Source organism: Pseudomonas pseudonitroreducens, from assembly GCF_021603645.1.
GTDB lineage: Bacteria > Pseudomonadota > Gammaproteobacteria > Pseudomonadales > Pseudomonadaceae > Pseudomonas > Pseudomonas pseudonitroreducens.
This window is the reverse complement of the sequence record NZ_BQHJ01000001.1, coordinates 275,789-301,034: the sequence shown is the minus strand read 5'-3', so window position 1 is coordinate 301,034 and position 25,246 is coordinate 275,789. Positions and strand designations below refer to the sequence as shown.

Genomic DNA, 25,246 nt, shown 5'->3' with positions numbered 1-25,246 from the left:
GCCGCTGAGTGTAAGCCAAGCACGGCCGGGATCAGCGACGGATCAACAGCTCCCGCGCCCGCGCCTGGTCCTCCGGCGCCAGTTCCGCCAGCCATTCCACTTCACTGGCGATCAGTGCGCCCACCGGCACACCATCACGGTAGAGCACGCGGTTGCCGCTCACCGCCGGCACCTTGCGCCCAGGCAGCAGCGTGCCGGCGAGGTTCAGCGGGTCCACCGCGCAAACCACCAGCCACTCCCCGTTCGCCTCCCGGCGGCGCACTTCACGCAGCAGGCCAACTGCTTCCGGCAGGGCAAACTGCTCACCAGTCAGCCCGGCGACGAAGCGTCCGCCACGGATTTCCCCGCGCGCCTCCAGGCGGTGATAGACCCGCAGCAGATCGCGCCACGGCGGCAACCAGTCGGCTTCACGATCGAGCAGGCGCCAGCAGACCACGCCATAGCGACGCAGCAGGGTCATGGCGACGTGCTCGAGAACTTCTGCCGGCAGCCGCGCGCCCGGCTCCAGGGTGGAGCGGCGCAGCAATGCCCAGCGCCCCGCGTCGGCCATGCCGAACAGTGGCGTACGCGAACGACGCTGCGGGTGCCGGCGCGCCGCCGGCATCAGCAAGGCGCGCAGTCCGGCGAAGCTGTCGGCATTCACTCGGCCCGCCGCCACCAGTTCGCCCAGCACGGTTTCCAGCTCGCTGCGCAGCAGGTGGCTGTCGCTGGCCAGTTCCTCGAAGAATGACGCGCCGTGCTCCTTGAGCACGGCGAGCACCTTGTTGGCCTTGGCCGGCAGCTCGCTCTCCACTGGCGCGACGCTCAATGCGCTCCAGTGCGCCATCTGTGCGCGCGGCAGCAGCACGATGGGCGTACTTTTCAGCGGTCCACCGCGTGCCTTGCCTGGGCTGCGACCGGGCAAGCGCGCCCAGACGATGCGACCGGCGCGGCACAGGTCGTCCAGCCAGTTGATCCCGTAGTCGGCCACCCGGCTGGGCAGGATGTCGCTCTCCCAGGCGGACGCGGCAGCCTGGAAGCCCTCCAGTTGACTGAGCACGCCGGCCAGGGATTCCGCGCCGCGCACCCGCGTGCCCGTGGAAACCCGCTGCCAGTCGAAGAGGAAGCGCATGAAGTCGGCGCGCTGCACCGGCTCGATTTCCCGGCGCAAGCGCTTCACCGTGTAGCGATGGATACGCGCCAGCAAATGGCGCTCGCACCACTCCTGTTCTTGCCCGCCCGGGGTGAAGCGGCCGCGCAGTACGTAACCCTCGCGTTCGAGACTGGCCAGGGCGACGCCGGCATCGGCGGTGGAAATCCCCAGGTCGGTCGCCAGTTCGCACAACAGGCGCGGACCGAAGCCGGTCAGGCGCGCCCGCACCAGTTCGACCTGCGCCTCATCGATCGCGCAGGGCTGAAGCAGTGATGGTGGCAACTCCAGCACCGGCTTCATCGCGACCTGCGGGTGCAGCGCCAGCCACTGGCTGAGCCGCTCCGCCGCCACCCAGACATCGCCCACCGGCAACGCCAGGCGCGTTGCCCTGCCGGCCTTGGCCAGCGACTTGAGCAGCAAAGGCCAGCCCTCGTTGGCTTGCGCCTCGCTGTCGCGGATGCCGCCCAACCCGCTCAACGCCTCGTGTATCTCGTCGGCGTCACGGGCTTCCGGCCAGGCCTCGGCGCGCACCGCATCGATGGCCTCGGCATCCAGCGCGCCAAGGTCGTCGGCGCTTTCCGGATCAGTCCAGCGGCGGCTCTGTACGGCCTGGGTGCGGCGCTCTTCCAGTGGCGCGTCGTCGAGGAAGGCATAGGGGCTGGCGGACAGCACTTCTGCCGCCAGCGGCGACGGCGCCGGCAGGTCACGCGCCAACAGGCTGACTTCGCCGCGCTCCATGCGCCGCAGCAAGGCCAGCCAGCCCTGGCTGTCCATGGCCTCGTGCAGGCAGTCATCGAGAGTCTGCGCCACCAGCGGGTGATCGGGAATCTCGCGCTCGCCGACGATGTTTTCCAGGCACGCCACCTGATCGGGGAATACCGAGGCCAGCAGGTCTTCGCTGCGCATGCGCTGCAACTGCGGGGCGACTTTACGGCCGCCGCTGTAGCGCGGCAGGGCCAGCGCCGTGGTGGCGTTCCAGCGCCAGCGCACGCCGAACAGCGGCGCATCGAGCAGCGCCTGGATCAGTACGTGCTCGGCACTGTTGGAGTGCAGGTAGCGCCAGACTTCGTCCAGCGGAAAGCTGTGGCTGGTAGACAGCGAAAGAATGATCGCGTCCTCGGTCGCCGCGGCCTGCAATTCGAAGTTGAAGGTGCGGCAGAAGCGCTTGCGCAGCGCCAGGCCCCAGGCGCGGTTGAGGCGGCTGCCGTAGGGCGAATGGGTCACCAGTTGCATACCGCCGGATTCATCGAAGAAGCGCTCGAGGATCAGGGTCTCCTGCGTCGGCAACGCACCGAGGGCGTGGCGCGCGCGGGCCAGGTATTCCACCAGTTGTCGCGCCGCCGCGTCGTCCAGGCCGAGCAGGCCCCGCAGCCAGTCGATGGCCCGCGCCAGCGGCTCGGGATCGTTCTCGCCCCGGGCCAGCAGCTCGTCCAGCTGGCCACGCAACCGCGCAACGCTGGTGGACAGCTCATCGCTGCGCCCCGGCGCTTCGCCGAGCCAGAACGGAATGTTCGGCGGCTGGCCCTGGGCATCCTCGACGCGCACGCGGCCCGGTTCGACGCGCAGGATGCGGTAGGAAATATTACCCAGCTGGAACACGTCGCCGGCCAGGCTTTCCACCGCGAAGTCCTCGTTCACCGTACCGACGGTCAGGCCCTGCGGTTCCAGCAGCACGGCGTAGTCGCCAGTGTCGGGAATGGTGCCGCCGGAGGTCACGGCGGTCAGCTTGGCGCCGCGCCGGCCGCGCAGGCGCTGGTGGACCGCGTCGCGGTGCAGGTAGGCGCCACGCTGACCGTTGCGACTGGAGTAGCCCTCGGCAAGGGTACGCAGCAGGGCATCGAACTGCTCGCGGCTGAGGTCGGCGTAGGGCTGTGCGGCGGTGAACAGTTCGAACAGCGCGTCCTCGCGCCATTCCTGGCAGGCCACTTCCGCGACCATCTGTTGCGCCAGCACATCCAGTGGCGCGTGGGGAATGCTCAGCGCGTCCAACTCGTTCTGCCGCACGCTGTCGAGCAGCGCCACGCACTCCACCAGGTCGTCCCGCGAGGTGGGGAATAGCCGCCCCTTGGGCGTGCCGCCAACGCTGTGGCCGGAGCGGCCGACACGTTGCAGGAAAGCGGCGATGGAGCGCGGCGAGCCGATCTGGCAGACCAGTTCGACGTCACCGATATCGATGCCCAGCTCCAGCGAAGCGGTAGCCACCAGCACCTTCAGCTGCCCGGCCTTGAGCCGTCGCTCGGCGCCCAGGCGCAGCTCTTTCGACAGACTGCCGTGGTGCGCCGCCACCCAGCCGGCGCCAATGCGCTCGGCCAGGTGCCGGGTGATCCGCTCGGACAGCCGCCGGGTGTTGACGAACACCAGCGTGGTGCGGTGTTCGCCGGCCAGCTCGGCGAGGCGGTCGTAGACCTTGTCCCAGACATCATGGGACATCACCGCCTCGAGTGGCGCCGCCGGCACTTCCAGGTTCAGGTCGCGCCGGCGGCTGTAGCCGATATCGACGATGCGGCAGGCCGGGTGACGACCGACGAGAAAGGCCGCCACCGCCTCGATGGGCTTTTGCGTGGCGGACAGGCCAATGCGCACCAGCGGTGCTTCGCACAGGGCCTGCAGGCGCTCCAGTGACAACGCCAGGTGGCTGCCGCGCTTACTCGCGGCGAGCGCGTGGATCTCGTCGACGATCACGCTGCGCGCGCCGACCAGCATTGCGCGACCAGAGTCCGAGCCAAGCAGGACGTAGAGTGATTCGGGGGTGGTGACCAGGATATGCGGCACCCGCTTGCGCATCGCCTCGCGCTCTTTCGAGGTGCTATCGCCGGTGCGCACCGCGGTGCGGATGTCCACTTCCGGCAGGCCCATCTCCACCAGCGTCGCGCGAATCCCGGCGAGCGGCTCTTCGAGGTTGATGCGGATGTCGTTGGACAACGCCTTGAGTGGCGAGACGTAGATCACCGTGGTGCGATCGGGCAGCGCACCACCGTTCGCCAGCCCCTCGCGGACCAGCGCGTCGATGGCCGACAGGAACGCCGTGAGCGTCTTGCCCGAGCCGGTAGGCGCCGCCACCAGCGTCGACTCGCCGGCCTGGATCGCCGGCCAGGCCTCAACCTGCGCCTGGGTCGGCGCGCTGAAATGCGCACGGAACCAGGCCGCCACCGCCGGGTGGAAGGCGGACAGCACATCGGCTCGCTTGGCGCGGGAAGAGGTTCGAGGGGCAGTCATGCAGTCCAATATGGTGGTCCGCGAAGCCCGTCACAAGGACCACTGATCGCGCCTCGCCGCGGGCCGCGGCAGCCGTTACTCTTCCCCCACCCACCCGGCGGAATGACACTCGATGAGCGACCGTGATCGCGATTACTACTGGGAGCAGGTCAGGCAGCAGAACCGGCAGAAGCCCCCAGAGGAGCCGAAGCGCAACTGGCGCATGTTGCTGAAACCGCTGTTGTGGTTCCTGATTCCCCTGCTGATCCTCGCTGCCGGCACGGCTCTGTGGCGCAACCCCGCCAGCCAGCTCTGGCTGCATGAACGCTGGGTACTGTTGCAGATACGCCTGGGCATGACGCCTGAAGGCCTGCAGGCCACGCCCACCGCCACACCCTATAGCGACAGTCCGCGCAAGCTGTCCGACTGCATCAAGCCGGGCAACGTGATCGACGAAGAAGTGCGGGCGTGTGTGAAGGGCTATCGGCCGAAGACCTGGTGATTGGCTGCCGACGGATGGCGGGCATGACGGTCCGCTCCGCCGTATCGGCTTTTGCAGGAGCGAGCTTGCTCGCGAACCGCGCCAGTATCCCTCGCCGGCCTGATACGGGCGGTGCGCGTACCGTCGGCGCGTGGCTATCGATGGGTATCGCTGCGCTCCACGCCATCCTGCGCACGTGCTTCGCCGTGACTTCCGTGAGGGGGAAGCCGGAGCGCCGACAAAGTCTGCTTCCAAAGAGGCGCACTGGTGCCAGGTGGTTCGCGAGCAAGCTCGCTCCTGCGAAGAGCTGACCAACGCCTCAGGGCTCCTCGTTGTGCCCCAGCCCATGGGTCCGCAACTTGTTGGCAATGGTGGTATGCGACACCCCCAGGCGCTTGCCCAGTTGGCGGCTGCTCGGGTGCTCCCGATACAACCTTTCCAGCACCGCTTTCTCGAAACGGCCGACGATGGCGTCCAGCCCGCCTTCCAGGGAGAAATCCCCCAGCGGGTGCGCCGCGCCGTAGTCCGGCAGGCGGATGTGCTCGGGGCGGATGGTGCCGCCTTCGCACAATGAAACCGCCTGGAACAGCGCGTTCTCCAGCTGTCGCACGTTGCCCGGCCAGTGGTAGCGGCCGAGGCGGTCCAGCGCCTGGGGCGAGAGCCTGGGCAGCGCGCAGCCGATCTGCCGGCTGGCCTGGTCGAGGAAGTGCTCCACCAGCGGCTCCAGGCCATCCAGGCATTCGCGCAGCGGCGGAATGTGCAGCGAGAGCACGTTGAGGCGGTGGTAGAGGTCCTGGCGGAACTCGCCTTTGGTGCACAGTTCGGACAGGTCCACCTGGGTCGCGCAGATCACCCGCACATCCAGGTACACCTCCTCGTCGCTGCCCACCCGACGGAAGCAGCCGTCCTGCAGGAAGCGCAGCAGCTTGGCCTGCAGGCGCGGGCTCATCTCGCCGACGCCGTCGAGGAACAGCGTGCCGCCCGCGGTGAGTTCCAGCAGGCCGAGCTTGCCCTCCGGGCGTGCGCCCTCGAAGGCGCCGGGGCCGTAGCCGAACAGCTCGGTCTCGGCCATGGATTCAGGCAGGCCGGCACAGTTCAGCGCCATGAACGGCGACTGCCCGCGCGGGCTGGCGAGGTGGCAGGCGCGGGCCAGCAGTTCCTTGCCGGTGCCGGTCTCGCCCTCGATCAGCAGCGGCGCATCCAGCGGCGCCATGCGCCGCGCTTCGCGCACCACGGCGGCCATCACCCGCGAGCTCTGGAAGATGCTGTCGAAGCCGCGCAACTCCAGGCGCCGCACGTTGTAGATGCGCTCGCCGACGCGGTCGGCACGGTGCAGAGTGAGCACGGCGCCCGCCAGCGCCTCGCTCTCGTCATGTTCGGATTGCAGCGGCGCGATATCGGCAAGGAACACATCGCCTTTCACCTTCACCCGCAGGCCATTGATCCGTGCCTTGTTGGCCCGCACCAGTTCCGGCAAGTCGAGGTCTTCGGCGTAGCGCGACAGCGGGATACCCGGCACCTCGTCGACGCGCACGCCCAGCAGCTGCGCCGCAGCGCGATTGGCGGCGACTATCTGCCCGGCCATGTCGATCGACAGCACCGGGAACTCCAGCGCCGCCAGCAGCGCATTCAGCTCCAGGTGGCGGCGCTCGCTGGGCATCAGGCCGACGCGCTTGACGCCGAACACGCCGGGCACCGCTTCGAGCTTGGGCTTGAGCGACTGGAACTGCAGGTTGATCAGGTTCGGGCAGAGCAGGTAGATGGCGTTGCCCTGCTCGCCGCCGACCTCGCCACGATTGACGTTGATGCCGTAGTCGACCAACAGGTTGAGGATGTCGCGCAGGATGCCGACGCGGTTCTGGCAGTGCACTTTGATACGCATGGCGGGCCCGTGGTTGTCGTTGTGGTGGGCACTCCGGCTCGATTTTTTCGCAAGGCGGCCGGAAATTACCGTCAAGAATATGTGACACCCTGCCGCACCTTCAAGCCATGGCCGGATGCCTGCGCCGCTTTGCGTAATCTTTTCTTTACGGATTCCCCTCTGCGGCGTCTGCAAACCTCGCGTGGAGGGGGCTGTTCGCCGGCACCAGACGCGCTAATTGTGGGTCTATCACAACAACGAGGCCCAGATGCCGGAGGCCCCATGAAGACAACGCAGTACGTGGCCCGCCAACCTGATGAAGATGGCTTTAACCACTACCCGGAAGCCGAGCATCAGGTCTGGAACACGCTGATCACCCGCCAGTTGAAAGTGATCGAGGGTCGCGCATGTCAGGAATACCTGGACGGCATCGAGCAGCTCGGCCTGCCCTTTGATCGCATCCCGCAACTGGGCGAAATCAACCAGGTACTCCAGGCCACCACCGGCTGGCGCGTGGCGCGGGTGCCGGCGCTGATTCCCTTCCAGACCTTCTTCGAGCTGCTGGCCAGCCAGCAATTCCCCGTCGCGACCTTCATCCGCACCCCGGAAGAGCTGGACTACCTGCAGGAGCCGGACATCTTCCACGAGATCTTCGGCCACTGCCCGCTGCTGACCAACCCCTGGTTCGCCGAATTCACCCACACCTACGGCAAGCTCGGCCTGGCCGCCAGCAAGGAAGAGCGCGTGTACCTCGCCCGTCTGTACTGGATGACCATCGAGTTCGGCCTGCTGGACACCTCGCAAGGCCTGCGCATCTACGGCGGCGGCATCCTTTCGTCGCCCAGGGAGACGGTCTACAGCCTCTCCAACGAGCCCGAGCGCCAGGCCTTCGACCCGCTGGAATGCATGCGCACGCCATACCGCATCGACATCCTGCAGCCCCTGTATTTCGTGCTCCCCGAGCTCAAGCGCCTGTTCGAGCTGGCCCATGAAGACATCATGGCGCTGGTGCGCGAAGCCATGCGCCTGGGCCTGCATGCGCCGAAGTTTCCGCCGAAACAGGCCGCCTGATCCGCTGCAATCGATGCCATCTGTGCCTAGGATGAGACGTGCTCGCGAGCCTAAGATGGTTCGCGAGCGCACTCCTATGCCACCCCACGACAAGGAGAACCTTTCATGACCGCACTCACCCAAGCCCATTGCGAAGCCTGCCGCGCCGACGCCCCGAAGGTGTCCGACGAAGAACTGGCGGTGCTGATCAAGCAGATCCCGGACTGGAACATCGAGGTCCGCGACGATCACATGGAGCTGGAGCGGGTCTTCCTGTTCAAGAACTTCCGCCATGCCCTGGCCTTCACCAACGCGGTGGGTGCCATCGCCGAGGAAGAAGGCCACCACCCCGACCTGCTGACCCAGTGGGGCAAGGTCACCGTCACCTGGTGGAGCCACGAGCTGAAGGGCCTGCACCGCAACGACTTCATCATGGCCGCACGCACCGACGAGCTGGCCGCGACAGCAGAGGGACGCAAATGAGCCATTTCGCCAAGGTCACCCGCGTACCGGGCGACCCGATCCTGGGCCTGCTCGAAGCCTATCGGGCGGACCCCAACCCCGCGCGGCTCGACCTTGGCGTGGGCGTCTACAAGGACGCCCAGGGCCTCACGCCGATCCCGCGCGCGGTGAAGCTCGCCGAACAGCGCCTGGTGGATAGCGAGACCACCAAGAGCTACGTCGGCAGCCATGGCGACGCGCTGTTCGCCGCGCGCCTGTGCGAGCTGGTGCTGGGCGTTACCTCACCGCTGCTGGCCGACTCGCGTGCCGACGCTACGCAGACTCCCGGCGGCACTGGCGCCCTGCGCCTGGCGGCGGAGTTCATCGCGCATTGCCTGCCGGGGAAAAATATCTGGCTGAGCGACCCGACCTGGCCGATCCACGAAACCCTGTTCGCCGCTGCCGGCGTGCCGATCAAGCATTACCCCTACGTCGGCGCGGACAACCGCCTCGACGCGGAGGCCATGTTCGCCATGCTGGAGAAAATCCCCCAGGGCGACGTGGTGCTGCTGCACGCCTGCTGCCACAACCCCACCGGCTTCGACCTGGATCACGCGCAGTGGCAGCGGGTGCTGGAGATCGTCCGCCGCCGCGAGCTGCTGCCGCTGCTGGACTTCGCCTACCAGGGCCTGGGCGATGGGCTGGAGGAGGACGCGTATTCCGTACGCCTGCTGGCCGAGAGCTTGCCGGAAGTGCTGATCACCAGCTCCTGCTCGAAGAACTTCGGCCTCTACCGCGACCGCGTCGGCGCGCTGATCGTCTGCGCCGAGAACGCCGACAAGCTCACCGATATCCGTAGCCAGTTGGCGCTGTTCGCCCGCAACCTGTGGTCCACCCCGCCAGCCCACGGCGCCGAAGTGGTCGCCACCATCCTCGGCGATCCGGAGCTGAAGAACCTGTGGCTGGCCGAACTGGACGGCATGCGCGGGCGCATCGCCGAGCTGCGCATCGGGCTGGTGGAAGCGCTGCGGCCCCATGGGCTGGCGGAGCGTTTCGCGCACATCGCCATCCAGCGCGGGATGTTCTCCTACACCGGCCTGCAGGCCGAGCAGGTGCGCATCCTGCGCGAAGAACACAGCATCTACCTGGTCAGCAGCGGCCGCGCCAACATCGCCGGGCTCGACGGCGAGCGCCTGGACCACCTGGCGGCAGCCATCGCCCGCGTCTGCCGCTGACGCCGTTTTCTTCCCCCTCGACCGGCCTGTGAGCCGGTCTTTTTTGCCTGGGCGAGGTTTGGCCCGAACGTAGGAGCGGACTCCGTCCGCGATGTGCTGCCGGCCAGCTCGGAGCAGCCGGAAATCGATCGCGGACGGAGTCCGCTCCTACGCATATCTCAACATCGCTGCCGAACGGTCAGTAATCGTCGCGCTTGCGAAACGCCCAGCGCCCGGCCAGGCCGGTGAAGCTCGCCACCAGCACCACCAGAATCCAGAATCCTTCCGGGTCGCTGGAGAAGGGAATGCCGCCGACGTTCATGCCGAAGAAGCCGGCGATGATGTTGATCGGCAGCGCCAGCACCGTGACCACGGTGAGGGTGAACAGCGTGCGGTTGCTCTGCTCGTTGATCTTCGCGGCGATCTCTTCCTGCAGCAGCTTGATGCGTTCGCCCAGCGCGGTGAGGTCGTTGATCACCAGGGAGAATTCCTCGGTGGCCTCGCGCAGCACGCGCACGTCGTCGTCCTTCAGCCACAGCGGTGGGCGATTGAGCAGGCGCATCAGCGAGCCCGGCTCCAGCGCCAGCAGGCGTTGCAGGCGCACCAGCACCCGGCGCATGCCGCCCAGGTCGGCGCGGCTGGCGGAGAGGCGCGAGGACAACAGCTGGTCCTCGATGCGGTCGACGCTGATGCTGGTCTCGCGGACGATGCGGGTGAGGATTTCGCCCTGGTCGCGCAGCAGGTGGACCAGCAGCTCCAGCGGCGAGTTGAAGCTCTCGCCGTGCTTCACCGAAGAACGCAGCGTATCCACCGAGCGCAGCGGCTGCGCGCGGGCCGTCACCAGCACGCGGCCACGGGCGCAGACCCACAGCGTGGCGACGTCCGAGGACATGCGGCTGCTGAAGTCGAAGACCACGTCGTTGACCACTGCCAGCAGCGCACCGTCGACATGCTCGATGCGAGTGGAGCGCGAACCTTCGCGGAGGGTCTCGAAGAAGTAGTCGGGCAGTTCCAGGTGCGACTTCATCCAGCGCTCGCAGGCCGCGTGCGCCAGGTTCAGGTGCAACCAGAGAAACTCATCCGCCGCGCGCGGCTCCTGCAGGCGCTGCAGCGCGGTGGGCGAGTCGATTTCCAGGCCGGGCTGGCCGGGACGGAAGCTGAAGCCATAGAGGAGACCGAACAGATCGGAATCCTGATGGCTCTGGACGATGCTGTGGTTCATGAAGGCTGCGGTTCTTGAGGCCGGATTGCGGACTTGAAACCGGCCCTGTAGGAGCGAGCTTGCTCGCGAACCCGCACGGCACGGACTGTTCGCGAGCAAGCTCGCTCCTACGAAGAGCAGCTCACGCCCGCCCTCTGGTGTTATCAGAGGCCCATGAACGACGGATGACAGCCATGTGACAGACCTCAGCCAAACAGCGCCGCCACGGTGCGCTCGCCCAGCGCCGGGCCGATGCTCATGCCGACACCGGTGTGCATCAGCACGGCGGTGATGCCGTCGGCGGCCTGCAGCACCGAGAACGGCCCCGGCCCGCGCGAGCCGTAGACGCCCTGCCAGCGCTCGACCACTTCCACGCGCATTCCGAGAGTGTCCTCGGCCAGTTCCAGCATGAGTCTGTCCACCGCCTCGGCATTGAACGGCGCGGCGTCGCTGCCGTAATGGTGGGAGTCGCCGATGATCAGCTCGCCATGGGGCGTCGGGCTGACCAGCAGGTGGATACCCTGCTCTTCCAGTTCCGGCGTCTCGCGGCGAATCTGCTCACGCACCGCGTCGGCCTCGGGCAGGTCGGCAAAGGCACCGTAGTGCACGCAACTCAGGCCGGTGAGGATCGAGTGGGCGAGGCCGAAATCGACCTGCGGGCGGGCACGCAGCATTTGCAGGCGGCACACCTGCGGCTGCAGCGGCGCGATGACCTCGGCCAGCAGCGTCTGGTAGTCGTGACCGGAGCAGACGATCACCTGCCCGGCGGTGAAGCTGCCCGCCGTGGTGCGCAACACGCCGCTGTCGACGTCACGCACCAGGGTGGAGAAATGGAACGCCACGCCGTGCTCGCGGCGCAGGTAATCGATCAGGCTTGGCAGCGCTTCGCGGGAGTACAACTGCTGGTCGTCGAAGCCCAGCAGCGCGGCACGGTGATGGCGGAAGTGGCCCTGGTAGAGGTCGTTCAGCTCGCTGCCGCGCAGCAGGCCCACGCGGTATTCCAGCTCCTTCGCGCGGCCGGCGCAGAAGGCTTCCAGCAGATGCTCCTCGGCCTCGGTGCGGGCGAACAGCAAGGAACCGTTGCGCCGCAGGGAGAACCCGGCGCCTTCCGCCCACTGCGCCCAGATCGGCCGGCTGGCGCGGGCCAGCGCGGACATCACGCCCGGCGGCTGGCCGGTAACCAGCGCCTGGCCGAAGTTGCGTACCGAGGCGCCCAGTGGCGTGGCGGTGCGCTCGAAGACACGCACGGACAGGCCGCGGCAAGCAGCGGCGTAGGCGTGGGAAAGGCCGAGGATGCCGGCGCCGACGATGGCGACGTCGCAGTGGGTGTGGGTCATGGGGAAATCCTTCTTGCGAGATGCCCTCGCCACGGCCGTGAAGGCGCGTGGGGCGAAGGTCTGACGGGGTAGCCGCGCCGGCGCCAAGGCAGCGCCGGCACAGCGCCCTCTTCCGACGCGGGAAGAGGGCTCAGGCGCTTACTTCTGCGCCACTTTCTCCGACTTGCCGTCATAGCGCTTGCGCCACTCGGCGAGGATCTCGTCGCGGTTCTTCGAGGCCCAGGCGAAGTCGTTCTTGATCAGGCGCTGCTCGTAGTCGGCCGGCAGTTCGGTCTGCGGCTTGGCAATGCCCGGCTGGGCCAGCACGGCGAAGTTTTCCTTGTACAGTTCCATGGCCTTCGGGCTGGCGGAGAAGTCGGCGAGTTTCTTCGCCGCGGCTTCATGCTGGGTACCCTTGACGATGCCGGTGGCTTCGATTTCCCAGCCCAGGCCTTCCTTCGGCAGGACGATGTCCAGCGGCGCGCCCTGGCGCTTGAGCTGCACGGCTGGGTACTCGAAGGAGATGCCGATCGGGAATTCGCCGGCGGCGGCCAGCTTGCACGGCTTGGAGCCGGAGTGGACGTACTGGCCGATGTTCTCGTGCAGGGCATCCATGTAGGCCCAGCCCTGCTTCTCGCCGAAGGTCTGCAGCCAGGCGGAAACGTCGAGGAAGCCGGTGCCGGAGGATGCCGGGTTGGGCATGACGATCTTGCCCTTGTATTCCGGCTTGGTCAGGTCCTGCCAGCTCACCGGTTTCTCCAGGCCCAGCTTCTCGGCCTCGACGGTGTTGAAGCAGATGGTCGCGGCCCAGACGTCCATGCCGACCCACGCCGGCGGGTTGGCCGGGTCGCGGTAGTTCTTGCCGATGGCGTCCAGGTGCTTGGGCGCGTACTTCTCCAGCATGCCCTGCTGGTCGAGGATGGCCAGGCTGGAAGCGGCCAGGCCCCACACGGCGTCGGCCTGCGGGCGGTCCTTCTCGGCCAGCAGCTTGGCGGTGACGATGCCGGTGGAGTCGCGCACCCACTTGATCTTGATGTCCGGGTTCTCGGCTTCGAAGGCCTGCTTGTAGGCGGTCAGTTGCTCCGGTTCCAGAGCGGTGTAGACGGTCAGTTCGGTGTCGGCGGCGTGGACCTGGGCGGCGAAACCGGCAACCACGGCGGCGGCGAGGGCAAGACGTTTGAACATGTGGAGCTCCTTGGCAGTGTTTTTTCCCCGCGCGGGGCGGGTGTTGTCAGGGGTTGAGCCCTCGCCGAAACGGGGGCGACAGCGTCCAGCGGTGTTACGGGTTCGCGCCCTTCCTCCAGGCCTGGGAGCGGCGCAGCAGGCCGCGCGAGGCGCCGGCCAGCAGCAGCGACACGGCCGCGGAGGTGAGCAGGATCAGGGTGGACATGGCGGCGGCGCCGCCGACGTTGCCGGAGTCGTCCATGTTCAGCACGGCGACGGCGGCGAGGATGGTGTCCGGGTTATAGAGGAAGATCGCCGCAGAGACCGTGGTCATCGCCGAGACGAACAGGTAGCGGGTGATATCCAGCAGCGCCGGCAGGCAGATCGGCACGGTGACGCGCAGGTAGTGGCGCCACAGCGGCATCTTCAGCGACAGCGCGGCGGCCTCGAACTCGCCGTCGAGCTGGCGCAGCGCGGCGGTGGCGGTCATCTGCGCGGTGGTCAGGTAGTGGGCGATGGTGCACACCACCAGCAGCGCCATGCTGCCGTAGAACACATGCAGCGGGTTGCCCGGCAGGTTGAAGAAGAACACGTAGCCCAGGCCCAGCACGAGGCCCGGCACGGCCATCGGCACGAAGCAGAGCATGCGCAGCAGTTGGCTGAGCCAGCGCTGCTCGCGGGTCTTCTCGATCAGGTAGGCGCCGGTGAAGATCAGCGCGCTGCCGATGATCGCGGTGCACACGGCCATGGTCAGGCTGTTGCGGTAGGCCAGCCAGCCACCGCCGGCGGTGGTGTTGAAGTCGTAGTGGTTCAGCGACAGCGACAGGTTATAGGGCCAGAACTTCACCAACGAGGAGTACACGGCCATGCCCAGCACGCCCAGCAATACCGCGCTGATCAGCACGACGATGGCGAGGAAGGCGGCATCACGGCGGCGCGACGGCTTCGGGTGATAGACCTGCGCGCGGCCGCTCATGGCATCGCCCTGGCGACGGCGCAGCCAGGTGTCCACGGCGAAGCTGAGCAGCGCCGGCAGCAGGAGGATCATGCCGATCTGCGCGCCACGGCCGAACTGCTGCTGGCCGACCACCGCCTTGTAGGCCTCCAGCGCCAGCACCTGGTAATCACCGCCCACCACGACCGGCACGCCGAAGTCGGTGATGGTCAGGGTGAACACCAGGCAGAAGGCGGCGAACACACCCTGCCGCGAGGCCGGCCAGGTGATGCTGCGGAAGGCTTTCCACGGGCCGGCGCCCATGCTGGAGGCAGCGTCGAACAGGCGCGCATCGGCCAGCGACAGAGCGGACAAGAGGATCATCAGCGCATGGGGGAAGGTGTAGATCGCCTCGCCGAGGACGATGCCCCAGAAGCCGTAGATGTTGTCCGGCAGCAGGTGGCGCAGCAGGCCCTGGTTGCCGAACAGGTAGATCAGCGCGATACCCGGCAGCATCGACGGCGCCAGCAGCGGCAACAGGGAAATCCCGCGCCACAGGCCCTTGGCCGGGATCAGCGTGCGTTGCAGCGCGTAGGCGAACAGATAGGCCGCCGGCACGACGATGCACGCCACGCTGACCGAGACCTTCAGGCTGTTGCCCAGCAGCCAGTGGAAGTTGTCGCTGCGCAGCAGCTCGCCCATGGCCGCCAGGCCGCCGCCCTGCCCCGCCTCGCCGCTGAAGCCGCGCCAGAAGATGGCCAGCAGCGGCATCAGTACCGCAAGGGTGAGCAGGACCAGCAGCAGGTACTTACCGCCACGGACGAACAGGCGATCACCCAGATCGCCGCGAATCTTGCCGACGGACAGCGTCGGGCTGTGCTTCACCACGGCTTCCATTTCAGGCGAACACCTGCAGGCTGCGCGGCGGCAACGACACCCAGATATCCGGGGTGCCCAGGCGCGGCATGTCCTCGGGCGCCAGCTCGGCGAGCAGCGCATGGCCCGGCAGTTGTTCCAGCTCGAAGCTCATGCGGCAGCGGTTGCCGAGGAAGGTGATCTCGCGGATCTGCGCGCGGAACAGGTTTTCCTGGTGTACGGCAGGGTTCACGCTGATCGCTTCCGGGCGGCAGAACAGCCGGCCCGAGGCGCTCTGCGCCTGACTGTGCAGGCGCAGGTTGAGGCTGCCGACACGGGCATGGCCGTCGCTGCCGCGCTCGAAGGGCAGCCAGTTGCCCTGGCCGACGAACTCGGCGACGAAGGGCGTGCTCGGGGTGCTGTAGATCTCCTGGGCGGTGCCGTATTGCTCGATGCGCCCGTGGTTCATCACCGCGATGCGATCGGCCATCAGCATGGCCTCGTCCTGGTTGTGGGTGACCATCACGGTGGTGATGCCCAGGCTCTTCTGCAACTGGCGCAGCTCGCCACACAGATGCTCGCGGACACGGGCGTCGAGCGCCGACATCGGCTCGTCGAGCAGCAGCAGCGACGGGCTCGGCGCCAGCGCGCGGGCCATGGCGACGCGCTGCTGCTGGCCGCCGGAGAGCTGGCCGGGGTACTTCTTCTCGCTGCCGGTCAGGCCGACCAATTCAAGCATCTCGGCGACACGACGGCGGGCTTCTTCCTTGCTCGCGTTGGTCAGGCCATAGGCAATGTTCTGCTCCACCGTGAGGTTGGGGAACAGCGCATAGGACTGGAACAGGATGCCGTAGTCCCGCGCCTGCGGCGGCAGCTTCGACACGTCACGCTCGCCCAGGTGCAGGCTGCCGTCGTCCTGTTGTTCGAGACCGGCGATGCAGCGCAGCAGCGTGGTCTTGCCACAACCGGAGGGCCCGAGCAGGCAGACCAGCTCACCGGCCTTGACGTCCAGCGACACGCCGTCGAGAGCGACGAACTGGCCGAAACGCTTGCGGATGTGGCGCACGCTGAGCGGCGTGCCGGCGATGGTGGGATGCATGGCGGTACCTCGTTTTCTTGTGGTCCACGCTGCGTGTGCCGCGGCGTGAAGGAACGAGGTCCATGCTAGGGATGGATTGCGACGGCACTATTGCTAAAGGGCCAAGTGCACCGATAGATCCATAGGCAGATTTGGGTATGGGGGCGAAAAAATTTTCGTAGATGGCCCCGTACTTGAGCCGACTTGTAGGAGCGAGCTTGCTCGCGAACCGCCGGGCACCGTGCCGTGCAGGTTCGCGAGCAAGCTCGCTCCTACAGGAAATGCATGCTTCGCGCTCCGGTTCTGGCTCCGCACTTGGACGACTTCCAGAGAAGCGCCCACACACTCCGGACCGCCCCGTTCAACGAGGGTATTTTTCGCCTAAGCGAAAAACCGGATGTCCGGGGCAAGACCTTTGCTTCCTTTGGGTGGGGCGGCCATCCGTGGTTTGCCAAAGGAGGTCGCCCGAGGGGGCGAAAGACAAAGTACACGCGTACGCCGAAGCAGCGCTGGAACACCCAAGCCAACGCAGCAATCCTGCAACACCAGAGCAAAAGAAAGCGTCGGCCCTACCGACGGATCGCGGGCATGGCCCGCTTGTGCCTGATCGGTCCGTGCACCGCTCAACCCTCACCCTAACCCTCTCCCAGGGGGAGAGGGGACCGTTCGGTGCAGGATGAATCTTCGGCGCCAGCCGGCTCGGGCTGCTCCCTCTCCCTGAGGAGCGGGGCGCGCAGCCAGGGCTGGGGTGAGGGGGGCATTGGTACGGACTCCCCAGGAAAAGACAGTTGCTCCTACAAGGGAATCGGTTCTATGCCTGCGCCAACGCCAGAAACGCACTCGGCAAGCGCGCCTGCCGCCGATCCTTCAGGCAATACAGGTACTCGTCGATCAGGCTCGCGCCCTTGATCTCCAGCACGCACAACTGCGGGTTATCCGGTACCTCCTGGCGGGCGATGATGCTCACGCCCAGGTTGCGGATCACCGCCTCGCGGATCGACTCGCGGCTGCCGATCTCCAGCATCGAGGCCGGCACCACGCCCGCCTGCTGCAACATCGCTTCGGTCAACTGCCGTGTGGTGGAGCCCGCCTCGCGCATCAGCAGGCAATGCTGGCGCAGATCACCCAGGCTGACCGACTGCAGCGCCGCCAGCGGGTGGCTGCGATGTACCGCCAGTACCAGCGGATCGCTGCCCAGCACCACGCGGGTCAGGCGCGCGTCGTCCACCTGCTGCGAAGACGCCGCCAGGTCGACCCGGCACTCGATGAGCGACTCGAGCACCTGCTGGGAGTTGCCGATTTCCACCGACACCTCGATCTGCGGGAAGCGTTCGCGAAATGTCTTGATCAGCCCGAGCACGTAATAAGGAGAGGTGGCGCCGATGCGCAACGCGCCCTGCATCTGCCCGCAATTGCGCAGGTAGAACTCGATGTCGGCCTCCTGCTGCAGCAGCGCCTCGACCATCGGCAGCAGGCGCGTGCCCTCGTCGCTCAGGGTCAGGCGACGGCCGCCGCGATAGAACAGCTCCACCGCGTACTGGCTTTCCAGGTTGCGGATCTGGGTGGTCACGGTCGGCTGGCTGAGACCGAGTTTCTTTGCCGCCTGGGTGATGCTGCCCAGCTTCGCCACCCGGTAGAACGCTTTCAGTTCCGCGCTCAGCATCGACCAATCCGCCTTTTCGAAAAATTCATCAACAGTTTTTCTCGACGCTGCCGGCAAACCGGCGCCAGCCCACTGACAACGCGGCCTGCAGCCAGGAAAGAGAACACCCAAAAAGGTCAATGTACCTGACCTGTATCACTGGCAACACCCATTGTCGCTGGACAGCCTGGACTTGAGCGACTTTCATTGCCCTTGGAAAAATCCCCACACGGAAAACCGAAGGCGGCCCCACAAGGGTGCGCCCAAGGAGCAATTGATGAAGTACAAAGTCACCATGGTTTTCGGTACCCGTCCGGAAGCCATCAAGATGGCCCCCCTCGCCCGCGTCCTCCGCCGTACCCCGGAAATCGAACTGCGCATCTGCTCCACCGGCCAGCATCGCGAGATGCTACAGCAAGTGCTGGACTCCTTCGAACTGGAGGTCGACGAGGACCTCGACGTCATGACCCAGGGCCAGACGCTGAACAGCCTGTCCCTGCAGATGATGGGCAAGCTGGACGACAGCTACGACCGCCATCGCCCGGACATCGTGCTGGTGCATGGCGATACCACCACCAGCTTCATCGCCGCCCTCACCGCCTTCCACCGGCAGATCCCGGTGGGCCACGTCGAGGCCGGGCTGCGCACCGGCAACATCCACCAGCCCTGGCCGGAAGAAGCCAACCGCCGCCTCACCGCGGTGATCGCCGACCTGCACTTCCCGCCGACCAAGGCCTCGCGCGACAACCTGCTGCGCGAAGGGGTGAACATCGACCAGATCGAGGTCACCGGCAACACGGTGATCGACGCCCTGCTGTGGATGCGCGAACACCTGCGCGAGACCAACTGGACACCCGCTGCCGATTCTCCCCTGGCCAGGTTCACCGGCGACCGCCGCGTGGTGCTGATCACCGGCCACCGCCGGGAGAACTTCGGCAAGGGTTTCGAACGCATCTGCCTGGCCCTGGCCGAGCTTGGCCAACGCTTCCCCGATGTCGACTTCGTCTACCCCGTGCACCTCAACCCGCAGGTGCAGAACGCCGTCTACGGCCTGCTCTCGGACAAGCCGAACATCCACCTAATCGCCCCGCAGGACTACCAGCACTTCGTCTGGCTGATGGACCGTGCCTATTTCATCCTCACCGACTCGGGCGGCATCCAGGAAGAAGCCCCGGCACTGGGCAAACCGCTGCTGGTGCTGCGCCGCGTCACCGAGCGCCCCGCTGTGCTGGAAGGCGGCACCGTGGTGCTGGTGGGCACCAACACCGGGCGCATCGTCAGCGAAGCCAGCCACCTGCTGCGCGACGAGGAAGTCTACGAACAGATGAGCCGGGTCTTCAGCCCCTACGGCGACGGCCACGCCAGCGAGAAGATCGTCGCCCGGCTGCTGTCCTGGTTCGGTGAATCACGCACGCCAAGCGAGTTCGAATGAGCCTCGAACTGGTCGATATCCTCACTTACGTTCTGTATGCCCTGAAGTACCTGGCGATCGTCCTGGCCGCGCTGATGTTCCTGCTCGGCCTGGATGACCTGTTCATCGACCTGGTGTACTGGGGGCGGGTGCTGGTGCGACGCTTCCGCATCTACAACCGCTTCGACCGGGCCGACGAAGAGCGCCTCTTCGCCGCAGCGGAGAAGCCGCTGGCGATCATGGTGCCGGCCTGGAACGAGGTCGGCGTGGTCGGCGAGATGGCGCGCCTGGCCGCCTCGACGCTGGACTACGAGAACTACCAGATCTTCGTCGGCACCTACCCCAACGATCCGCAGACCCAGGCGGACGTGGACGCGGTGTGCCTGCACTACCCCAACGTGCACAAGGTGGTCTGCGCGCGCCCCGGCCCCACCAGCAAGGCCGACTGCCTGAACAACATCATCGACGCCATCCTGCGCTTCGAAGCCGACGCCAGGATCGAGTTCTCCGGCTTCATCCTGCACGACGCCGAAGACGTCATCTCGCCGCTGGAACTGCGCCTGTTCAACTACCTGCTGCCGGCCAAGGACCTGATCCAGATTCCGGTCTACCCCTACGCCCCGGAGTGGACCGGCTTCACCGCCGGCCACTACGTCGACGAGTTCGCCGAGAACCACGGCAAGGACGTGCCGGTGCGCGAGGCGCTGACCGGCCAGGTGCCCAGCGCCGGCGTCGGCACCTGCTTCAGCCGCCGCGCGATCGCCGCGCTGCTGGAAGACGGCGATGGCATCGCCTTCGATGTGCAGAGTCTCACCGAGGACTACGACATCGGCTTCCGCCTCAAGCAGAAGGGCATGAAGTGCATCTTCGCCCGCTACTCCATCACCGACCCGCAACTGGCCCTGAAAAGCACCTGGGTACCGGGCATGGACCGGCGCTTCTCCCAGGTCATCTGTGTGCGCGAACACTTCCCGCGCACCTGGCAGCACGCCATCCGGCAGAAGTCCCGGTGGATCACCGGGATCGTCTTCCAGGGCACGCGCAACCTGGGCTGGAGCAGCAAGGGCATGCTCAACTACTTCCTCTGGCGCGACCGCCGGGGGCTGATCGCCTATTTGCTGAGCTTCCTGGTCAACCTGCTGTTCCTGGTGCTGATCACCATGTGGCTGATCACCACGCTGTCGCCCAACGCCTGGCGCTTCCCGTCGATCCTGGAAGGCAGCCAGTTGCTGGTGGTGCTGCTGTTCCTCAACGGCCTGATGCTGCTCAACCGGCTGTTCCAGCGTTTCTGGTTCGTCACCCGTTTCTACGGCATCTTCGAGGGCCTGCTGTCGGCGCCGCGGATGATGTGGAGCAACTTCGTCAACTTCTTCGCCAACCTGCGCGCGCTCAAGCAGGTGATGGAAATGGGCGACTCGCGCCGCGTCGCCTGGGACAAGACCACCCACGAATTCCCCGCCCTCGCCGGCCCGCAGCGCACACCACTGGGGCAGCGCCTGAAGGAAAAGGGCCTGATCACCGAAGAACAGCTGCAGTCGGCACTGACCAGCCCGGTGCGCCGGCGCCTGGGCCGCGAACTGCTGCTGCGCGAGCTGATCACCAGCACACAACTGGTGGAAACCCTGGCCGAGGAACTGGGCGAGGAATGGGCACCGCTCAACCCCTTCACTCTCGATGCGAAGCTGATCGAAGCGCTGCCGCGCAAGCTGGCGCTGCGTTATGCCGTGCTGCCGGTGGCCGTGGATGGCGACACCCTGGTGCTGGCCAGCGAACAGCAGATCAGCCAGGTCTCGCTCGGTGCCATCAGCCGCCACCTCAAGCGCCCGGTGCGCGGACGCCTGGCCCCGCAGGGACGAGTCACCCTCGGCCTGCGCCACTGGTACGGCGGGCGCCACCAGAGCGAGGAAACCCGCGCCATCGTCGACGTGCTCCGTCAGCGCAATGGCGATGAAGCCCTGATGGAGCGCCTCTGTGGCCACGTGGTGATGTTCGGCACCCTGCTGCAGGTACGCGGGATGGTGCCGCCCAGCCTGTTCAACCAGGCCCTGATCGACTTCGACCCCGAGCAGGACTCGCTCGGCGAACACCTGATCAAGCGAGGCATCATCACCCAGCAGGTGCTCGAGGAAGCGCTCAAGGAACAGGCCAGCGAACAGCACGAGGCCTATCGCATCGCCCGGGAGGCCGTGTGAAACCGCAACAACCCCTGCTTTATGGCCTGATCCTGGCGAGCATCGCCGCACCGCTGGCGCAAGCCGCCGATGACCAGCTCACGGAGTTCCAGCGCTTCCGCAGCTTCCCCTACCTGGACAAGGGCTACAAGGAAGCGAAAAAGAACAACTGGGCGGAAGTCGAACGGCTGATGCGCCACTTGCTCGACCGCGTGCCGAACAATACCGAGGCACGCTCCCTGCTGATCCAGTCCCTGGCCAAGCAACAGCGCTTCGCCGATGCCGAGAAGGAAGCCCAGGCCCTTGCGGGTACCGATGCCGGCGCCGAAGCGCTGACCAATCTGCGCCTGGACCTGATCGAGAATGGCCCGCCGCCCGAAGCCCAGGTCAACCAGTGGCTGGCCCATGCCGATGCCAACGAGCGTGTGCGCCTGTGGCAGGCCTACAGCCTCAAGCTCGGCCAGACCCAGGGCGCGGCCAAGGCGCTGGAATGGCTCGGCACCGTGCCGCCGGGCAGTGACGGCCGTGTACTGCGCGAGGCGCGGGCGAACTGGGCCGAGCAGCTGCGCGACTGGGATACCACCATCGCCCAGTTGGCACCGCTGGCCGCCGCCCACCAGCTCTCCACCGTGGACTGGAACCGGCTGGCCAACGCCTATGCCCAGCGCCTGGAAGAGAAGCCGCTGGAACAACTGCTGCAACAGGCACCGGACCCCGACTCGGCACGCAAGGCGCGGCTGGCAATCATCGATCGCGCGATTGCCGTCGAGCAGACAGAAGTGGCCAAGCGCTGGCTGCTGACCCTGCCCGCGCAGGATCGCAACGACCCGACGCGGCAGGCGCAATTGCTGGAGGTCGCACGCGACAGCAGCGACGCCGCGCTGGTGGAAAAGCTCAGTGACGCGCAGAACCGTCCCTGCCTGGAAACCACCGAGTGGCTGTCACGCCATGACCAGGCCGCAGCGCTGGCAAAGCTGCAGCAATGCAAGCCGGCTGACGATCCGAAGACCTGGCTGGTATTGGCGCAACGTCTGGAGGCTACCGAGCTGCTGGAAAACACCCGGCTGCCCGAACCCTGGGACACCGCCCGGCGCGACCAACTGGTGGACAGCTGGCGCCGCCAGGGCCGTACCGACCTGGCGCTGGCCTGGCTCTCACGCCAGCCGCAGAAACCCGATACCGTGCGCCAGCGCGCCGAGCTGCTGCAGGCCCGTGGCCGCACCGGCGAAGCGGCCGCGCTGTGGGAACAGCGCTACCGCCAGACCGGCGACCTCAAGGCGCTCGACCAGGCCAGCTATCTCGCCCTCAACGCCGGGCGCACCGAGCGCGCCAAGCAGTTGCTGGAAAGCGCCTACGACCGCCGCGGCGGCAACCTGCCGCCAACGCTGCTGCAGCGTCTCGCCGGCATCCACGCACGCAGCGATACGCCGCTGGACGTTGCCCGTATCGAAGCCCTGCTGCCCAAGGCCGACCCCGTCTCGCGCGGCTACCTGCTCGGGCGCCTGGCCGAAGCCGGGCGCTGCGACGCACTGCAACGCTACCTGAGCCCGGATTCCAATACCCCCGGCGAACTGCGCGCCCTCGGCCGCTGTGCCATGCCCGCACGCCCCGGTGAAGCGGTGGTCTACTACCAGGCCGCGATCGCCCATGGCGACAAGCAAAGCCAGCTGCCACTGGCCTACGCACTGGAAGCTGCCGGCGATCCGGCAGGTGCACTGCGCATCTTCCAGGCGCTGCCGGCCAGCGAACTCAACGACAACGCGCGCCTGACCGCCAGCCGCGCCGCCCTGGTCACCGGAGATAACGCCGCTGCCGAACACTTCTGGCAGCAGTCGAAGAAAAACAGCGCCGACGACTGGGCGCTGGGCGCGAACATCGCCGATGCTCGCGGGGATTACCCCGAAGCGCTTTCCCGGCACCGCGAGGCCCTGCAGCACGAACCCAACGGCCAGCATTTCTATAATGCCGCGGGCAGCGCACAGAAAGCCGGCGACAAGCAACAGAGCAAGCTCTGGCTGGCGGAGGCAGTACGTCGAGAACCGAATAACCCGCGTTTCCGCGCCGACTACGGCATGCGCCTGGCCGGCACCGACACGCCGGAAGAGCGGCGCAGCGCGATCCCCTACCTGGAACGCGCCACCCGCGACTACCCCGAGGACTTCCGCCTGGGCGAAACCCTCGCCTGGCGCTACGACGAGGCCGAGGACAGCTTCGCCGCCCGCCGCGAGCTGCGCCGGGTGATCGACCTGGAACAGGAGCCCGTCGCCGCCGACGACGACTACGGCAGCCTCGAAGCCCGCCGCTACCGCCAGCGCCGCGCGCACCAGACGCTGTCCCAGCGCGACAACCTGACCATCGCCAGCACCTGGTCGCCCGCCGGCGTCACCACGGTGCCGATCCTCAATGGCGACACCCAGACCGGCAACCGCCGCCGCGCACAATCGCAGAACCTGCAGACCTTCATCTGGGACCACGCCCTGGGCGAGGAACCGACCCGCAACGGCAGCACCCTCTCGGTGTATGGCCGGGCAATCGCCGGCAACGAGGGACGCAAGAAGTACACCCAGACCCTCGCCGCCGGTTTCGGCCTGCGCTACAAGCCTTTCGGCGACTACAACCTCAACCTCTACAGCGAGCTGTACAAGCAGAACACGGTGAAGGACGACGGCGATGCCGACTACGCCTTCGACGGCATCCGCTTGCACGAGATCGGCACACCCGAGAAGTTCGAGCGCTACATCCGCCAGCGCGACAAGTACGGCCAGACCTCCACCGACTTCCTGCTGCGCGCCACCGCCTCATTCCTCGACCAGGGCGAGTACCGCAACGACTGGCGCGTGGACGAGAGCGACTGGGACGAACGTTTTCTCTACACCGACTTCGCCTGGTGGACTCACGCTGGCGATCACCAGTGGGTCTCGCGCTACCAGCAAGGGCACACCTGGAAGCTGCCGGTGGACTCGCCGCAAACCATCATGCCGTACGGTTTTGCCGAGTTCTCCGCGCAGGACCCGAGCAACGACTGGCGCCAGGACCTGCGCAGCGGCGTCGGCCTGCGCTGGCAGTACTGGTATGGCGAGGACCGCTACAACGCCTACCGCGCCCACGTCACCGTGCGCACCGAGTACCAGTTGGGCATGGCGGGCAATCTCTATGAAAAGGCCAACGGCTGGCTGGTGGGACTCGAGGTGAACTTCTGATGCGCCGGCTGCTGATCACCCTCGCCCTGCTCTTCTCCACGCTTGCGGCACAGGCCGACGACCGCCTGTTCTATCAGCCACTGAATGTCGACGCCTCCCTCAGCGACGCGCAGTGGCAGCAGATCTGGCGCGCCAGCGCGGCCCAGGGCGCGAAGACCCTGATCGTGCAATGGACCGCCTATGGCGACTCCGACTTCGGCGGCGCCAGCGGCTGGCTCGCACGCTCGCTGAAAAGCGCCCACGACAACGGCCTGCAACTGGTATTGGGCCTGTACATGGACCCGGCCTACTACCAGCGCCAGAGCGAACTGGACGCTCCCGGCCTGGAGGCCTACTGGCAACATCAACTGGGGCGCTCCCTGGCGCAGCAGCGGCAGCTGGACCAGCAGTGGAAGCTGCCGGTCGCCGCCTGGTACCTGCCAATGGAGCTGGACGACTGGCACTTCCAGGCAGTCGAACGTCGCCAGGTACTGCAACGCCAGCTCAAGGACTTCGCCGGCCAGTTGAAGGCCCCGCTGCAATTGAGCGCGTTCTCCGGTGGCAAGCTGGCGCCGCAGGTGTATGGCGACTGGCTGGGACAGATCGCCGGGCTGGGCGTGCAGGTCTGGTGGCAGGACGGCGCCGGCACCGGCGCGCTGCCCGAGCGCGTGCGCCAGGCTTACGCTGCCGCCCTGCCCTGCCCGGTCGGCATCGTCCGCGAAGCCTTCCGCCAGACCAGTGCCACCGGCCAGACCTTCCGCGCCGAGCCTGCCGCACCGTCCAGCGCCTCCACTGGCTGTCACGCCAGTGCCGTCTTCGAAGTGCGCTATCGGCCCTGGGGAACCCCCCTGCTGGACAACCAGCGGGCCCGAGCCGGCACTGCCCTGCACCCCTGAGACCCGCCCCTGCGCGCGAGCTGCC

16 protein-coding genes are annotated in these 25,246 nt (G+C 67.0%); 8 read left to right on the top strand and 8 right to left on the bottom strand.

Annotated elements, in window-relative coordinates; translation table 11 throughout:
* Nucleotides 1–31: 31 nt before the first annotated feature.
* On the bottom strand, nucleotides 32–4,348 hold the full coding sequence (locus L6D89_RS01365) for a DEAD/DEAH box helicase (RefSeq protein WP_236198521.1): 4,317 nt from the start codon (nucleotides 4,346–4,348) through the stop codon (nucleotides 32–34).
* A gap of 112 nt (nucleotides 4,349–4,460) precedes the next feature.
* On the opposite strand from L6D89_RS01365, the gene L6D89_RS01360 reads away from it, so the two are divergent.
* Nucleotides 4,461–4,829, top strand: a complete 369-nt coding sequence (locus tag L6D89_RS01360; RefSeq protein WP_236198520.1) for a hypothetical protein — start codon at nucleotides 4,461–4,463, stop codon at nucleotides 4,827–4,829.
* Between the two features lie 298 nt (nucleotides 4,830–5,127).
* Here the strand turns inward: L6D89_RS01360 and L6D89_RS01355 are convergent, their stop codons facing one another.
* Nucleotides 5,128–6,690 carry a sigma-54-dependent transcriptional regulator gene (locus tag L6D89_RS01355; protein WP_236198519.1) on the bottom strand — a complete coding sequence of 521 codons (1,563 nt, stop codon included), beginning with the start codon at nucleotides 6,688–6,690 and terminating at the stop codon, nucleotides 5,128–5,130.
* Nucleotides 6,691–6,951: 261 nt separating this feature from the next.
* On the opposite strand from L6D89_RS01355, the gene phhA reads away from it, so the two are divergent.
* The 3 genes from phhA to L6D89_RS01340 all read left to right on the top strand — a co-directional run bounded on the left by phhA (nucleotide 6,952) and on the right by L6D89_RS01340 (nucleotide 9,395).
* Nucleotides 6,952–7,740 (top strand): phenylalanine 4-monooxygenase, encoded by a 789-nt coding sequence (phhA, locus tag L6D89_RS01350; protein WP_236198518.1) that lies wholly within the window; start codon nucleotides 6,952–6,954, stop codon nucleotides 7,738–7,740.
* A 105-nt stretch (nucleotides 7,741–7,845) separates the two neighbouring features.
* Nucleotides 7,846–8,202, top strand: coding sequence for a 4a-hydroxytetrahydrobiopterin dehydratase (locus L6D89_RS01345; RefSeq protein WP_081518008.1), 357 nt, complete (start codon nucleotides 7,846–7,848; stop codon nucleotides 8,200–8,202).
* Entirely contained in the window at nucleotides 8,199–9,395 is a 1,197-nt protein-coding gene (locus L6D89_RS01340) for an amino acid aminotransferase (RefSeq protein WP_236198517.1), read from the top strand. Before L6D89_RS01345 ends, L6D89_RS01340 begins: the two co-directional genes overlap by 4 nt.
* Nucleotides 9,396–9,573: 178 nt before the next feature.
* On the opposite strand, the gene L6D89_RS01335 is transcribed toward L6D89_RS01340, so the two are convergent.
* The 6 genes from L6D89_RS01335 to L6D89_RS01310 form a co-directional block, all read right to left on the bottom strand.
* Complete coding sequence (locus L6D89_RS01335; RefSeq protein ID WP_236198516.1) at nucleotides 9,574–10,596, bottom strand: transporter; 1,023 nt, start codon at nucleotides 10,594–10,596, stop codon at nucleotides 9,574–9,576.
* 185 nt (nucleotides 10,597–10,781) lie between these two features.
* Nucleotides 10,782–11,912, bottom strand: coding sequence for a TIGR03364 family FAD-dependent oxidoreductase (locus tag L6D89_RS01330; protein WP_236198515.1), 1,131 nt, complete (start codon nucleotides 11,910–11,912; stop codon nucleotides 10,782–10,784).
* A 138-nt stretch (nucleotides 11,913–12,050) separates the two neighbouring features.
* Nucleotides 12,051–13,076, bottom strand: coding sequence for a putative 2-aminoethylphosphonate ABC transporter substrate-binding protein (locus L6D89_RS01325; RefSeq protein WP_037012373.1), 1,026 nt, complete (start codon nucleotides 13,074–13,076; stop codon nucleotides 12,051–12,053).
* A 94-nt stretch (nucleotides 13,077–13,170) separates the two neighbouring features.
* Nucleotides 13,171–14,886: a putative 2-aminoethylphosphonate ABC transporter permease subunit gene (locus L6D89_RS01320; protein ID WP_236198514.1), complete on the bottom strand. Its 1,716-nt coding sequence runs from the start codon at nucleotides 14,884–14,886 to the stop codon at nucleotides 13,171–13,173.
* 1 nt (nucleotide 14,887) lies between these two features.
* Nucleotides 14,888–15,943: a putative 2-aminoethylphosphonate ABC transporter ATP-binding protein gene (locus tag L6D89_RS01315; RefSeq protein ID WP_236198513.1), complete on the bottom strand. Its 1,056-nt coding sequence runs from the start codon at nucleotides 15,941–15,943 to the stop codon at nucleotides 14,888–14,890.
* A gap of 790 nt (nucleotides 15,944–16,733) precedes the next feature.
* On the bottom strand, nucleotides 16,734–17,585 hold the full coding sequence (locus L6D89_RS01310) for a LysR family transcriptional regulator (protein ID WP_236198512.1): 852 nt from the start codon (nucleotides 17,583–17,585) through the stop codon (nucleotides 16,734–16,736).
* Between the two features lie 256 nt (nucleotides 17,586–17,841).
* Between L6D89_RS01310 and wecB the strand changes: the two genes are divergently transcribed.
* The 4 genes from wecB to L6D89_RS01290 are packed head-to-tail and all read left to right on the top strand — an operon-like array spanning nucleotide 17,842 to nucleotide 25,221.
* On the top strand, nucleotides 17,842–18,996 hold the full coding sequence (gene wecB, locus L6D89_RS01305; protein ID WP_236198511.1) for a non-hydrolyzing UDP-N-acetylglucosamine 2-epimerase: 1,155 nt from the start codon (nucleotides 17,842–17,844) through the stop codon (nucleotides 18,994–18,996).
* Nucleotides 18,993–21,167 carry a cyclic di-3',5'-guanylate-activated glycosyltransferase NfrB gene (gene nfrB / locus L6D89_RS01300; RefSeq protein ID WP_236198510.1) on the top strand — a complete coding sequence of 725 codons (2,175 nt, stop codon included), beginning with the start codon at nucleotides 18,993–18,995 and terminating at the stop codon, nucleotides 21,165–21,167. The genes wecB and nfrB overlap by 4 nt, the downstream gene beginning before the upstream one ends.
* Entirely contained in the window at nucleotides 21,164–24,346 is a 3,183-nt protein-coding gene (locus tag L6D89_RS01295) for an NfrA family protein (RefSeq protein WP_236198509.1), read from the top strand. Before nfrB ends, L6D89_RS01295 begins: the two co-directional genes overlap by 4 nt.
* On the top strand, nucleotides 24,346–25,221 hold the full coding sequence (locus tag L6D89_RS01290) for a DUF4434 family protein (protein ID WP_236198508.1): 876 nt from the start codon (nucleotides 24,346–24,348) through the stop codon (nucleotides 25,219–25,221). The genes L6D89_RS01295 and L6D89_RS01290 overlap by 1 nt, the downstream gene beginning before the upstream one ends.
* Nucleotides 25,222–25,246: the final 25 nt, after the last annotated feature.

What these genes read in the sequence shown, in the direction of transcription:
- L6D89_RS01335 (WP_236198516.1), bottom strand. Translation starts at nt 10,596, where the DNA reads ATGAACCACAGCATCGTCCAGAGCCATCAGGATTCCGATCTGTTCGGT.
- L6D89_RS01345 (WP_081518008.1), top strand. Translation starts at nt 7,846, where the DNA reads ATGACCGCACTCACCCAAGCCCATTGCGAAGCCTGCCGCGCCGACGCC.
- L6D89_RS01310 (WP_236198512.1), bottom strand. Translation starts at nt 17,585, where the DNA reads ATGCTGAGCGCGGAACTGAAAGCGTTCTACCGGGTGGCGAAGCTGGGC.
- L6D89_RS01355 (WP_236198519.1), bottom strand. Translation starts at nt 6,690, where the DNA reads ATGCGTATCAAAGTGCACTGCCAGAACCGCGTCGGCATCCTGCGCGAC.
- L6D89_RS01340 (WP_236198517.1), top strand. Translation starts at nt 8,199, where the DNA reads ATGAGCCATTTCGCCAAGGTCACCCGCGTACCGGGCGACCCGATCCTG.
- phhA (WP_236198518.1), top strand. Translation starts at nt 6,952, where the DNA reads ATGAAGACAACGCAGTACGTGGCCCGCCAACCTGATGAAGATGGCTTT.
- L6D89_RS01320 (WP_236198514.1), bottom strand. Translation starts at nt 14,886, where the DNA reads ATGGAAGCCGTGGTGAAGCACAGCCCGACGCTGTCCGTCGGCAAGATT.
- nfrB (WP_236198510.1), top strand. Translation starts at nt 18,993, where the DNA reads ATGAGCCTCGAACTGGTCGATATCCTCACTTACGTTCTGTATGCCCTG.
- L6D89_RS01325 (WP_037012373.1), bottom strand. Translation starts at nt 13,076, where the DNA reads ATGTTCAAACGTCTTGCCCTCGCCGCCGCCGTGGTTGCCGGTTTCGCC.
- L6D89_RS01315 (WP_236198513.1), bottom strand. Translation starts at nt 15,943, where the DNA reads ATGCATCCCACCATCGCCGGCACGCCGCTCAGCGTGCGCCACATCCGC.
- L6D89_RS01360 (WP_236198520.1), top strand. Translation starts at nt 4,461, where the DNA reads ATGAGCGACCGTGATCGCGATTACTACTGGGAGCAGGTCAGGCAGCAG.
- L6D89_RS01365 (WP_236198521.1), bottom strand. Translation starts at nt 4,348, where the DNA reads ATGACTGCCCCTCGAACCTCTTCCCGCGCCAAGCGAGCCGATGTGCTG.
- L6D89_RS01330 (WP_236198515.1), bottom strand. Translation starts at nt 11,912, where the DNA reads ATGACCCACACCCACTGCGACGTCGCCATCGTCGGCGCCGGCATCCTC.
- wecB (WP_236198511.1), top strand. Translation starts at nt 17,842, where the DNA reads ATGAAGTACAAAGTCACCATGGTTTTCGGTACCCGTCCGGAAGCCATC.
- L6D89_RS01290 (WP_236198508.1), top strand. Translation starts at nt 24,346, where the DNA reads ATGCGCCGGCTGCTGATCACCCTCGCCCTGCTCTTCTCCACGCTTGCG.